The sequence below is a fragment of the Geodermatophilus sp. SYSU D00779 genome (assembly GCF_054050595.1).
Genome location: NZ_JBJGZQ010000021.1, coordinates 36,454 through 49,011 on the forward strand (window position 1 = coordinate 36,454; position 12,558 = coordinate 49,011).

8 protein-coding genes are annotated in these 12,558 nt (G+C 73.8%); 2 read left to right on the forward strand and 6 right to left on the reverse strand.

Annotation, left to right across the window (positions count from 1 at the left end; genetic code table 11):
* A complete protein-coding gene (locus ACI79G_RS16960) occupies positions 1–1,671 on the forward strand; it encodes an alpha-amylase family protein (RefSeq protein WP_456882287.1) in 1,671 nt (556 codons plus the stop codon).
* Here ACI79G_RS16960 and ACI79G_RS16965 read toward each other — a convergent pair.
* The 6 genes from ACI79G_RS16965 to sbnA form a co-directional block, all read right to left on the reverse strand.
* Complete coding sequence (locus ACI79G_RS16965) at positions 1,623–2,423, reverse strand: 4'-phosphopantetheinyl transferase family protein (protein ID WP_456882288.1); 801 nt, start codon at positions 2,421–2,423, stop codon at positions 1,623–1,625. The genes ACI79G_RS16960 and ACI79G_RS16965 overlap by 49 nt on opposite strands.
* 102 nt (positions 2,424–2,525) lie before the next feature.
* A complete protein-coding gene (gene sbnB, locus ACI79G_RS16970; protein WP_456882289.1) occupies positions 2,526–3,566 on the reverse strand; it encodes a 2,3-diaminopropionate biosynthesis protein SbnB in 1,041 nt (346 codons plus the stop codon).
* Between the two features lie 29 nt (positions 3,567–3,595).
* On the reverse strand, positions 3,596–4,576 hold the full coding sequence (locus ACI79G_RS16975) for a TauD/TfdA family dioxygenase (RefSeq protein ID WP_456882290.1): 981 nt from the start codon (positions 4,574–4,576) through the stop codon (positions 3,596–3,598).
* Positions 4,573–7,107, reverse strand: a complete 2,535-nt coding sequence (locus ACI79G_RS16980) for a non-ribosomal peptide synthetase (RefSeq protein ID WP_456882291.1) — start codon at positions 7,105–7,107, stop codon at positions 4,573–4,575. The genes ACI79G_RS16975 and ACI79G_RS16980 overlap by 4 nt, the downstream gene beginning before the upstream one ends.
* Entirely contained in the window at positions 7,104–10,259 is a 3,156-nt protein-coding gene (locus ACI79G_RS16985; RefSeq protein WP_456882292.1) for a Pls/PosA family non-ribosomal peptide synthetase, read from the reverse strand. The genes ACI79G_RS16980 and ACI79G_RS16985 overlap by 4 nt, the downstream gene beginning before the upstream one ends.
* A 1-nt stretch (position 10,260) precedes the next feature.
* Positions 10,261–11,355, reverse strand: a complete 1,095-nt coding sequence (sbnA, locus tag ACI79G_RS16990) for a 2,3-diaminopropionate biosynthesis protein SbnA (protein ID WP_456882293.1) — start codon at positions 11,353–11,355, stop codon at positions 10,261–10,263.
* Between the two features lie 452 nt (positions 11,356–11,807).
* On the opposite strand from sbnA, the gene ACI79G_RS16995 reads away from it, so the two are divergent.
* A complete protein-coding gene (locus ACI79G_RS16995; RefSeq protein ID WP_456882294.1) occupies positions 11,808–12,491 on the forward strand; it encodes a hypothetical protein in 684 nt (227 codons plus the stop codon).
* Positions 12,492–12,558 lie beyond the last annotated feature (67 nt).

Here is a 12,558-nt window from a genome sequence, read left to right on the forward strand (position 1 = left end):
ATGCGCATCACCGACACCGCGGACCTGTGGTGGAAGAACGCCGTCGTCTACTGCCTCGACGTCGAGACCTACATGGACTGGGACGGCGACGGCTGCGGCGACCTCCCGGGACTCGCGCAGCGGATCGACCACCTCGCCGACCTCGGGGTGACCTGCCTGTGGCTCATGCCCTTCTACCCGACCGCCGAGCGCGACGACGGCTACGACATCACCGACTTCTACGGCGTCGACCCGCGGCTGGGCAGCCACGGCGACCTGATCGAGGTCATCCGCACCGCCAAGGACCGCGGCATGCGGGTCATCGCCGACCTGGTCGTCAACCACACCTCGATCCAGCACCCCTGGTTCCAGCGGGCCAGGCAGAGCCGCGACGACCCGTTCCACGACTTCTACGTCTGGCGGGACGACGAGCCGCCGGACACCTCCGACCAGGTCGTCTTCCCCGACCAGGAGCAGAGCCTCTGGACCTTCAACGAGCCCACCGGCGAGTGGTACCTGCACCGCTTCTACCGGCAGCAGCCCGACCTGGACGTGGCCAACCCGCGGGTGCGCGACGAGGTCGCCAAGGTCATGGACTTCTGGCTGCAGCTGGGGCTGTCGGGTTTCCGCGTCGACGCCGTGCCCTTCTTCCTCGAGGTGCAGGAGGAGGACCGGGACCGCTTCCCGGACCCGCACCAGTACCTGCGCGCGCTGCGCCAGCTGGTCGGCCGCCGCACCGGCGACGGCATCCTGCTCGGCGAGGTGAACCTGCCGCACGAGCAGCAGGTCGACTTCTTCGGGGGCGCCGACGGCGACGAGCTGACGATGCTGTTCGACTTCGTCGGCATGCAGGCCCTCTACCTCTCCCTGGCCCGCGGGGACGCCGGTCCGCTCACCACCGCGCTGGCCCAGCGTCCGGCCATCAGCCCGGACAGCCAGTGGGCCACCTTCGTGCGCAACCACGACGAGCTCACCCTCGACAAGCTCACCGACGAGGAGCGGCAGGAGGTCTTCGCCGCCTTCGGCCCCGAGGAGCGCATGCAGGTCTACGGCCGTGGGCTGCGCCGCCGGCTGCCGCCGATGCTGGACGGCGACCCGCGCCGGGTGCGCATGGTCTACAGCCTGCTGTTCTCCCTGCCCGGCACCCCGGTGCTGTTCTACGGCGAGGAGATCGGCATGGGGGAGGACCTCGACGCCGAGGGCCGGCTCGCCGTCCGGACGCCGATGCAGTGGACGGCGGGACCCAACGGTGGCTTCTCCACCGCCGACCCCGGCCGGCTGCCCGGCCCGGTCGTCGACGGCGGGTTCGCCCCGCGCTTCGTCAACGTCGCCGACCAGCGCCGCGACCCCGACTCGCTGCTGTCGTTCGTGAAGCTGCTGGTCCGCCGGTACCGGGAGTCACCCGAGCTGGGCTGGGGCGCCTCCACCGTCCTCCAGCAGCCGCACCCCGAGGTGCTGGCCCACCTGTGCAGCTGGGACGACGGCGCGCTGGTCGCCGTGCACAACCTCGGCGCGGAGCCGCGCAGCGTCCCGCTCACCCTCGAGGGCTGCGACGCCGGGCACCGGCTGGTCGACCTGCTGTCCCACGGCGAGCAGCCGGTCGACGGGGACGGCGGGGTCGAGCTGGCCCTCGACGGCTACGGCTACCGGTGGCTGCGCGTGGTCGGGCCGGACGACCGCCGGCTCGTCTGACGCAGCAGCGGCCCGGCGTCGCGGTGCACGACGTCGTCCGGCGGGGTGCCCAGGCCCGCCAGCGCGGCGACGAAGCCCGGCGGGGCGGACACGTCGCGGAGCCACACCGGCTCCCGCCCGTCCCGGGACAGCACCCGCGGCGGGGTGAGGGCCAGCCCGTCCGGCGGGACGTCGAGCCGCTGACCGGTGGCCTTGAGCACCGCCTCCCGGCGCACCCAGCACACGGTGAAGGCCCGCGGCCGCGCGGCGACCGGCAGGCGGGCCACGTGCTCCCACTCCGGGTCGGCCAGCGCGCACGAGGCCAGCTCCTCGAGCTCACCGGGCGCGAACCGGCCGACCTGCTCGACGTCCACGCCCACCCGGCCACCCGGCAGGACGGCGACGACGACGCAGTGGCCCGAGTGGGAGACCGAGAAGTCCGGGCCGTCGGCGTCGGCCAGCCGGGGCCGGCCGTGCGGCGAGCCGCAGGTGGTGCACGTCCGGTCGATCCGCAGGTCGGCCGGCGGCGTCCCGAGCGCGGTCCCCAGCACCAGCCGGGCGACCGCCGCACCCGCCGTCATCCGCTGCCGGTCGGCCGGGCGGGCCAGCCGCTCCCGCCGGGCCAGGTCGGCCTCCCCGAGCAGCGCGTCGTGCTCCGGGCGCACGTCGCCCGGCCGGGCCCACCACACCTGGCACACCCCGGGCAGCGGTGCGAGGTCGGGTCCGGACCGCGGCCAGGGCGGCCGGCCGTACGCGAGCGGCACGGGGGTCACCCCCGGTCCCCGGCGTCCACGCGGGTCGCCCCCTCCACCGAGCCGGCCGGTCCGGTCAGACCGTCCACGCTCGTCCTCCTCCGCGGCGACCGCCCGAGCCCCTCACCCGTGGCGCCGCAGTTCGCTGAAGAAGTCCTCGACGACGTGCAGCTGCCCGGTCGCGGCGATCTCGTCGTAGACCGCCTTCCCGACCGCGAGGTCGAGGACACCCAGGCCGAACGGCGAGAAGACGACCGGCCGGCCCTCGGGCACCGTCACCCGGCCGGTCATCACGTCGGCGAGCGTGCCGAGCAGGAAGTCGCGGCTGCCGGTCATCTGCTCGACCAGGTGCGGGGACGTGTTCGCCTTGAGGCAGTGCTCGACGTCGTCCACGAGGTTGGTCGAGGCCAGCAGCACCTCCGGCGCGAGGTCGCGCAGCGACACGTGCAGCACCAGCGGGGCGTGGTCGAAGCACGACACGTCGCTGACGTACGGCTCCGCGGAGACCGTGGCGAACACGACCAGGTCGCTGCCGCGGATCAGCTCCTCGGCCGTGTCGTGCAGGGTGAGCCGGGCCGACGTCCCCGAGTGCTCCAGGTAGCCGCGGAAACCGGCCGCGCTGTCGGCGGAGAGGTCGTGCACGCCGATCTCGTCGAACGACCAGCCGGTGGCGGCGAGGTAGGTGTGCACGTACCGGGCGATGAGCCCGGTCCCGACGAAGCCGACCCGGGTCGGGCGGCCCCCGCTGCGGCCCCGGCTCAGCCAGTCGGCGGCCGCGGCGGCCGAGGCCGCGGTCCGGGTGGCGCTGATGACCGACGCCTCCATGCAGGCGAACGGGTAGCCGGTGTCGTGGTCGTTGAGGATGAGCACGGCCGAGGCCCGGGGGATGCCGGCGGCCACGTTGTCCGGGAAGCTGGAGATCCACTTCATCCCGTCGACGCGGACGTCGCCGCCGACGGAGGCCGGCAGCGCGATGATCCGCGCCGAGGGCCGATCGGGGAAGCGCAGGAAGTAGGACGGCGGGTTGACCGTGTCCCCTCCCGCGTGCAGCAGGTAGGTGGCCTCGACGAGCTCGACGATCTGCTTCTCGCGCCCGTGGAGGGCGGACTGGACCTGTGCACCGGGGACCACCGCGAACGGCGGCACGGTCAGCTGCTGGGACATGGGACTCCTGGAGGTGGGGCGGGCGGGCGTCAGGCGGTCGGCGCGTGCTCGGCCAGGCGGGTCGGGTCGGCGAGCCCGACGAGCACCTCGCGGGGGCCCTCGTAGGCCTCCCGGCTGTGCGCGGTGCGGATGTTGTCGACCAGCAGCAGGTCGCCGTCCTGCCAGGGGTTCCGGGCGGTGTTGGCCTCGTACACCTCGTTGACAACCTGCACGACGTCCTCGCCGATCGGGTCGCCGTTGCCGAACCGCGTGTTGAACGGCAACCCGTCCTCGCCGTACACGTCCACCAGGTACTCGCGCACCTCCTCGGCCAGCGTCCACTGGTTGAGGAAGGCGACCTGGTTGAACCAGCACCGCTCCCCGGTCACGGGGTGGCGGACGACGGCGCTGCGCCGCTGCCGGGTGCGCAGGCCACCGTCGGGCTGCCACTCGAACTCGATCCCGTTGGCCCGGCAGTAGCCCTCGACGGCGCCTCGGTCGTCGGTGCCGAACGCCTCCTCGACCGAGGCCCCGATCTCGTCGTTGTAGCTGCGGGTGAGCATCCAGCCCTCCCGCTCGAAGCGGGCCACGAGGTCCGCCGGCAGGGCGGTGAGGACGGTCGGTGCGTCGGCGACCGCGGTCGCCCCGCCCGCGGTGGGCGCGGTGAGGCAGGCGAAGAGCAGCAGGCCGGGCACCTCGAGCGCGTAGCTGAGCTCGTGGTGCATGCACATCGGCTGGTTGGCCGGCCAGGGCGTGGACGAGTGCAGCCCGCCGGGTCGAGGCTCCCGGGGGGCGAAGGCCTCCCGCTCACCGACCAGCCGGTCGGTCAGCCGGCCGGCGACGGCGGCGACCGTGTCCGCGTCGGCGAGGCCCAGGCCGCGGACCAGCAGCGACCCGTGCTCGAGGACGGCGGCGCGCAGCGCGCCGCGGTGCTCGGCGGCCCAGGCCGCGGGGTTCCCGGGCGAGCCGGCCCGCAGCACCGGGGGACTGCCGGGGCGCAGATCCACGTCGAGGACGGACGGGGACGTCATGAGGCACTGCCTTCCGGAGTCCGGGGGGAGGGGACGGGGGAGGAGCCGGCGCGCCCGTCGAGCAGCGCGGCGAGGGCGGCGAGGTCGGGTGCGGCCTGGAGCTCCTTCAGCGACACCGCGCGGCCCAGGGCGACCAGGAGCTTGACCGCCGACAGTGAGGTCCCGCCGAGGGCGGCGAAGGAGTCCCGCCGGCCGATCCGGTCGGCCGGGATGCCGAGCACCGTCGACCAGACGTCCGCCAGCCGCCGCTCGGTCGGCGTGGTCGGTGCGTCGTGCTCCTGGCTGCCGGTGAGCAGCTCCCCGGCCAGCGCGGTGAGCGCCTTGGTGTCGATCTTGCCGTTGGGGGTCAGCGGCAGGGACTCCCGCCGGTGGAAGGCCCGCGGCACCATGTACACCGGCAGGGACCCGGCGAGGGAGTTCCGCAGGACGTCGTCCGGGATCGGGTCGGGGCCGGTCCAGAACGCGACCAGGTGCCGGCTGCGGTCGGGGCCCTCGGCGACGACGACCGCGCCGTCGCGCACGCCGGGCACGCGCAGCAGGGTGTTCTCGATCTCGCCGATCTCGATCCGGAAGCCGGAGATCTTCACCTGGCTGTCCCGCCGGCCGAGGAACTCCAGCTCGCCGCCGGGAAGCCAGCGCCCGGAGTCACCGCTGCGGTACAGCCGCCGGCCCGGGCGGTACGGATCGGGCACGAAGGCCGCCCTGGTCCGCTCGGGGTCGTTGACGTAGCCGCGGCCGACGCAGACGCCGGAGAAGACGATCTCCCCGGGCGCGCCCAGCGGCACCGGCACCAGGTGCTCGTCGACCACCCGCACCTCGACGTTGGCGATCGGCCGGCCCAGCGGCACCCGGTCGGTGTCGGGCACCGCCCGCAGCACCGCGTGGTTGGTGTCGTCGGAGGTCTCGGTCAGCCCGTAGGCGTTGACCAGCGCGATCCCCGGCTGCGCGGCGAACCAGCGCTGCACGAGCTCCTTCTTCAGCGCCTCCCCGGTGACCGACACGCAGCGCAGGTCCGGCAGCGCACGGGGGTGGGCCTCCAGGTAGGTCAGCACGACCTCGAGGTAGGACGGCACCACCTGCACCACCGTGACGTGCTCCTCGACCAGCCGGTCGACGAAGCGCTCGGCGTCGAGGACCACCTCCTGCGGCACGATGACCGTCCGCCCGCCGACGACGAGCGCCGACACCAGCTGCCACAGCGAGATGTCGAAGCACTGCGGTGCGACCTGCCCGACCACCCCGCCCTCGACGACGCCGAGGTCGTCGATCTTGGCCAGGACGTGGTTGAGCATCCCGGCGTGCTCGCACATCGCCCCCTTGGGCTCACCGGTCGAGCCGGAGGTGAAGTAGAGGTAGGCCAGCTGGTCGGGGCCCACCTGCACGCCGGGGCTGGTGGCGGGGTGCCCCTCGGCCGCGGCGCCGCCGACGGTCAGCGCCTGCACCCCGGGCAGCTCCTGGAGGGCCGCGTCGAGGGAGGCGGTGCTGCCCGGCTCGGTGAGCACCAGCCGGCACTCCGCGCGGGAGAGGGTCCGGGCGATCCGGTCGGCCGGGAAGTGCGGCTCGACCGGCAGGTACGCGCCACCGGCCTTGAACACGGCCAGCACGGCGGTCAGCCAGTCCAGGTCGCGCTCGGTGACCACCGCGACGACGTCCTCGGCCTGCAGCCCGCGGGCCAGCAGCGCCCGGGCCACCCGGTTGGCGCGGCCGTCGAGCTCGCGGTAGGTGATCCGCTCCGCGCCGTGCACGGCGGCGACGTCGTCCGGGTGCCGGCGGGCCTGCTCCTCGATGAGCTCGTGCACCCGGCGGTCGGGCAGCTCGCGGTGCGGCCCGGCCAGCCCGTCGAGCTGGGACACCAGCTCGTCGGTCGAGAGCAGCACGGCCGTCATCGGCGCGGCGTCCGGGTCGGTGGCCAGCTCGTCCAGCGCGGTGCGGTGGTAGCCGCCGATGCGCGCGGCAGCCTCCGCGTCCAGCACGTCGGTGCGGTACGACAGCCGCAGGGCCAGACGTTCGCCGCGGTGCACCGGCACGACCGCCAGCACCGCGCCGCCGGGCAGCTCGCCGCCGACGCCGGTGGGGTCGAACACCGCCTCGGACGACGGCCCGGAGGTGCCGAGCTCGCGGCGGAGGGCGGAGAGGTCCGCGTGCCGGTGCGCCAGCAGCCCGGCCTCGGTGGTCGCGGCCGCCCGGACCAGCTGCCGCCACGAGCCGACGTCCACCCGCAGCCGGCAGGGCAGCGGTGTCCCGCCGTCCCCGGCGACGTAGCCGGTGACGACGTCGGGCTCGCCGGTCAGCGCGGCCAGCACCCGGCCGTGTGCGGCCAGCAGCACCGACCCCAGCGGGACGGCGAGCCGGTCGGCCAGCCGGCGCAGCGCGACGAGGGTGGCGTCGGACAGCGGCACCTCGACCTCCGCGGTGCCCGGCACCGGGTCGGGGGCCCAGCGGGGCAGGGCCGTCGACCCGCCGGCGAGCAGCAGCTCCCGCCAGAACGCCCGGTGGGCGTCCGTGGCCGGGCGCGTGCCGAGGGCGGTCACCGGGCACCTGCCTCGTGCCGTCCGCGAGCCCGGTGCCGGCCGGCACGGCGCGGGAGCGGGATCGCCGCGAGGGCGTCCTCCTCGATCACGTCCATGAGCTCCTCCAGGGAGGAAAGGTCGTCGTCCGGCGGGGGCGCCGGCGCGTCGGCGGGGGTGGGTAGCTCGCGGGGTGGCGGGGCCACCGGTGCCTGCGGCAGCTCCTCGGCCGGGTTGCCCACCCAGCGGGCGCCCGGGGGCACCTCGGAGCCCTTCATGAGGAAGGCGTCGGGGCCCAGCTCCGAACCGTCGCCCATGGTCACGCCGTAGTGCACCCAGGAGGCCACCTCGAGCGTGACGCCGGCGCCGATGGTGATGTAGTCGGACTTGAAACCGCCGTCCTCCTGCGAGTGGGCCTGGATGTGGCTGCCGGCGTTGAGGGTGCAGCCGTCGCCGATGGTGACCAGCGTCCGCTCCGGGATGATGGCCCCGTCGTCGAAGACCCGGCGGCCGATCCGGACGCCCAGCAGCCGCCACAGGACGGGCTTGAACGGCGTGCCGTTGAAGAGCTTCGGCTGCGTCTCGGCCATCACCTTCCAGTAGCGCTCGTGCCACCAGAAGTACGGGTCGTAGATCGAGCACTGCTGCGGGGTCAGCGGCCGGAACCCCGTGGCGACGCGCTCGATCAGCACACCGAAGAACGTGATGAACAGGACGTCGAGCACCAGGGCCGCAGCGAGCGGCAGGACGCCGCCATAGCGGTCGTGGAGGTCGAACGCGGTCGTGGTGATCAGCGTCGCGGCGAAGAAGCTCACCCAGTGCGTGAGCAGGAACAACGCCATGGTGCAGAGGTTGTGCCGGTTCTTGGCGGCCAGGCGCCGGGCCAGCTCACCCGGGGCCTGCAGGTGGGCGTCGATGGTGGCGTCGCGGGAGACGGTGCGCGGGATCTCGAAGGCCGGCGAGCCCAGCAGCCCGACACCTTCCCGGATCTCCCCGTCGATCGGGACCATGACCTTCGTCGCGAGCAGGACGTCGTCCCCGACCTTGGCCTCCGCGGGGTAGGCCACCGCGTTGCCGAGGAAGCTGTGCGCGCCGATCGAGGCCCGCGACACCGTGAAGGACGTGCTGGAGAAGTCGGCGTTCATGACCGACAGCCCGTCGGCCACCATCGTCCCGCTGCCCACCGAGGTCAGGTACGGGTTGTCGTGCTTCACCGCCTCGCCGAAGTTCGACCCGGTCTGCACCACCCGCCCAAGGTCGTACCCCAGGCCCTTGAGGTAGTGGACGACGTAGGAGCTGTTGCCGGTGAGCCTCAGCAGCGGCTTGGCGTTGGTCGTCCTCGTGATCGTCCGCTGCACCGAGTAGTGGAAGCCGTAGAGGGGATAGACCCTGCCCGGCGTGATGAACGGGCTCAGCGCTCGCGGCACGGTGGTCACGAACAGGAAGCCGACGAGGTAGGCGCCGAAGTACAGGACCAGCGAGCCGACCATGGCATCCAGGTAGAACGTGACGCTCGTGAAGGCCAGTGGACCGGTCTCCAGCAGTGCGGCCAGGCCGGGGAACAGCAGGAACAGGAGGCCCACGCCGCCGATCGCCAGGGGGAGTTCCAGCAGCAGCACCGTGGACAGCTTGAGGGTGGTGTACACCACCTTGCGGCGGCTGCTGACGCGCATGGGCGGGACCAGCCCGTAGTCGACGTCGGCCCGCCGGGCCGGCGCCCCGTGCCAGCTCTCGCCGGCGGGCACCGCCTGACCGGCCTGCAGGGAGGAGCGGTGACCGAGCTGTGCGCCGTCGCCCATCGACGTCTCGATGTCGATGACCGAGGCCTCGCCGACGACCACGTCCCTGCCGAAGGTGATCCGGCCGGTCTGGACCACTCCGTCGTGGGCCCGGTAACCGCTGAGCAGGACGTCCTTCCGGATGACCGTGCCGTCACCGATGGTCAGCAGGTCGGTGCACACCGGCACCTGCCTGACGAAGATCGCGACGTCTCTGCCGACCTTCGCGCCCAGCGCCCGCAGGTACACGACGTACAGCGGTGTGCCGTTGAAGAACAGCAGCAGCGGGTTCCACTGGACCATCGTCTTGACGATCCAGAAGCGGACGTAGGCCGGGCTCCAGACCGGGAACTGCTGCGCCTTCCCCCGGCCGATCAGCACCCACTTGGCCAGGATCGGCAGGATGCTCAGGCCGACGAAGGAGACGGCGCCGACGACGACCGACCGCGCGTAGAGGTCGACCACGCCCCCGCCGTCGGAGATCCAGTCGAAGCCGGTGACCATGATGGTCGCGGCCAGCATGCAGTAGCCGACGAAGAAGAGGGCCTGGAGGACCCCGCAGAGCACGTGCTCGACGCCGGTGGCCCGCCGGACCCTGCGGACCGGTGCCCCCTGTCCCGGCGCGTCGACGTCCGGCTCGGCGACCGCCGGGACCGGTCCGGCCACGGCCGCCGCCAGGTCGCGCAGCGTCGGGTGGGCGTAGACGTCCTTGATGGAGACCGTCGGCAGGTCCGGGTCCTTGCGCACGCGGGCGCAGAAGCGGGCCATGACCATGGAGTCCGCACCCAGGTCGTCGAAGACGTGCGCGTCGGGGTCGACCGCCTCGACGGCGAGCACCTCGGCCAGCACCGCGGTGAACCCGGTGAGCACCGGGTCGCCCGCAGGTGCGGGGGCCAGTGCGCCGGCCAGGTCGCGCAGCGTCGGGTGCTGGTAGACGTCCTTGATCGCGACCGCCGGCAGGTCCGGCTGCTTGCGCACGCGGGCGCAGAAGCGGGCCATGACCATGGAGTCCGCGCCCAGGTCGTCGAAGACGTGCGCGTCCGGATCGACGGACCCCACCTGCAGCACCTCGGCCAGGACGGCCGCCAGTCCGTCCAGGACGGGGCTCGCAGCCGGTGCGGGAGCCAGCGCGGCAGCCAGGCCGCGCAGCGTCGGGTGCTGGTAGACGTCCTTGATGGAGACCGCCGGCAGGTCCGGGTCCTTGCGCACGCGGGCGCAGAAGCGGGCCATGACCATGGAGTCCGCGCCCAGGTCGTCGAAGACGTGCGCGTCGGCGTCGACGGTGTCCACCTGGAGGACCTCGGCCAGCACCGCGGTGTAGCCGGTGACCACGGGGTCGGCCGCCGGCGCGGGGGCGCCCGCGCCGGCGGAGACCACGTCCACGGGGTGTCCCAGCACGTCAGCTCCCCGACCGCGGCAGGGGCAGCTGGACGACGTCGGCGTCCGGCCGGGAGGAGACCAGGGTGCTGCCACCCGGCTCGGCGCCGGTCTCGGCCGGCCGCGACAGGCCCTCCGGGAACGGGTGGGCGTCCCGGACCGGGTCCAGCACGTCCTTGCCGAAGAGGTCCTCGAGCCAGTTGGTCTGGTAGACGGTGTCGAGGTAGCGCTCGCCCAGGTCGGGTGCGATGGCGACGGCCGTGACGTCGGCGCTCCCGTTGCGGGCCAGCCAGCTCGCCGCCCCACTGACCACCGTGCCCGTGGAGCCGCCGAACAGGAACCCGCGGCGGGCCAGCTGGTGGCAGGCGCGGATCGTGTCCGCCTCCTCGACCATGACCACCTCGTCCACGTAGGACTCGTCGAGCATCTCCGGCCGCTCACCGCTGCCCAGGCCGGGGATCACCCGCCGGCTCGGCGGTCCGCCGAACGACACCGAACCGACGCTGTCGACGGCGACGATCCGCACCGGCCGGTGCCACGCCTTGAACCAGCGCGCGCAGCCCATGAGGGTGCCGGTGGTGCCCGCACCCAGGAACAGCACGTCCAGCTCGGGGAAGGAACGGGCGATGGCCGGCGCCGTCCGGCGGTAGTGCGCTCCCCAGTTGTTCGGGTTGCGGTACTGGTTGAGCCACACGTAGCGGCTGTCGGACGCGCACATCGCCCGCACGTAGTTCTTCCGCGCCGCGAGCAGGCCGCCACCCCCCGGGTCCTCCTCGGTGACGGTGTGCACCTGGGTACCCAGGGCCTCCATCAGCCGCCGGGTCGACAGGTTGCAGCGCGGGTCGGTCACGCAGAGGAACCGGTAGCCGCGGCTGGCCGCGATCATGGCCAGCGCCACGCCGAGGTTGCCCGACGAGGACTCGATCAGCACGGAGTCCGGCGTCAGGACGCCGTCCCGCTCCGCGGCCTCGACCATCTCGGTGGCGGCCTTGAGCTTGATCGAGCCGGCGAAGTTGAAGCCCTCGCACTTGAGGTACAGCGGGACGTCGACGATCGACCGCAGGTCCACGTACAGGTCGTCCTCGTTGAAGGCCTGCGGGACGGAGATGACGGTCACAACGGTCTCCTCAGGGGTGGCAGCGCACGCGGCTGCTCGTGGGAACCGGGGGGAACGGGATCTGAGTGGCGCTCGCACTGACACAGAGGGCGGCGGGCGGCGGGTGATACAGCGGGGGCGGACTGGACGGTCAGGAGAGGAGACGGGCGGGACCGGCGCGGCAAGCTGGACAGCGACGTCCGAGGGGCATCCGCTCGGGCTGGGTCGGGACCATGGGCTCCCCTGCGCGCTCGCCGGACCGGCAGGACCGACGGCACCGCCGGGCGACGTCGAGCCGGTGTGGTCCAGGAAGTCTGTGTTACGAGGAGGTTTCGTCTCCATCGGCCATCCGGTGTAGTCCGGACGGCCCGGGACCAGGGACCCTGCTCAGCACGCGTGTCGCGGTGTCGACGCGTCGACACCCGCACCGGCCTCCCTGCCCCCGTCGGCCCCTCCGCCTAGCGTGGACGGTGATGTCCGAGGCACCCCGCACCCCGTCGTCCCCCGTGACCACCGAGCTGCCCGCGGCCGAGCCCGCCGGCACGACCCCGGCCGGGGCGACCCCGTCCGGCGCCACGCCGTCCGGTGCCGGCCCCGCGGGCGCCGCGCCGTCCGAGCCCGTGCCCTCGGGCCCGGTCCCGTCCGGCCCGGTCCCGTCCGGCGCGGTCCCGTCCGGCCCGACGGCGACCGGCCCGATCCCGGTCGGGACGCCGCCGGCGCCGCCGCAGCCGGCCGCTGGCCCCGGCCCGGCGACGGCGGAGGGCGCCCCGCCGACCGGTCCGGTCGCCCGCCGTCCCCGGATCGGCGCCCGGGTCCCGTTCCCGCTGACCCGGATGGGCCCGTGGGCCCCCGTCGCCGGTGCGGTGGTCGGCCTGCTCACCGGACTGGTCGTCGTGCTGCTGCTCGGCGAGGTCGCCGAGGCCTTCCGGGAGCGCCTGGCGCTGGTCTTCCTCACCGTCGGGCTCGGCATGCTGGGCGCGGCCGGGGCACTGCTGGCCGACGAGGTCCGGCTGGTGCGCCGCGGTGCGCGGGAGGCCGGCATCCGGCCGGCCTGGGTGGAGGCGACGGCCAACCTCATCAACGGCCTCACCCCGGCCCGGCTGCTGCTGCTGGCCAGCGCGTTCGTCCTCTTCCTGGCCGCCTACGTCAGCAACTGAGCCGCCCCGGTGAGGTGGTGGAACGGCCACCCTCCAGGGGCCCTCCGCCTGAGCCTGCGAGGTGTGG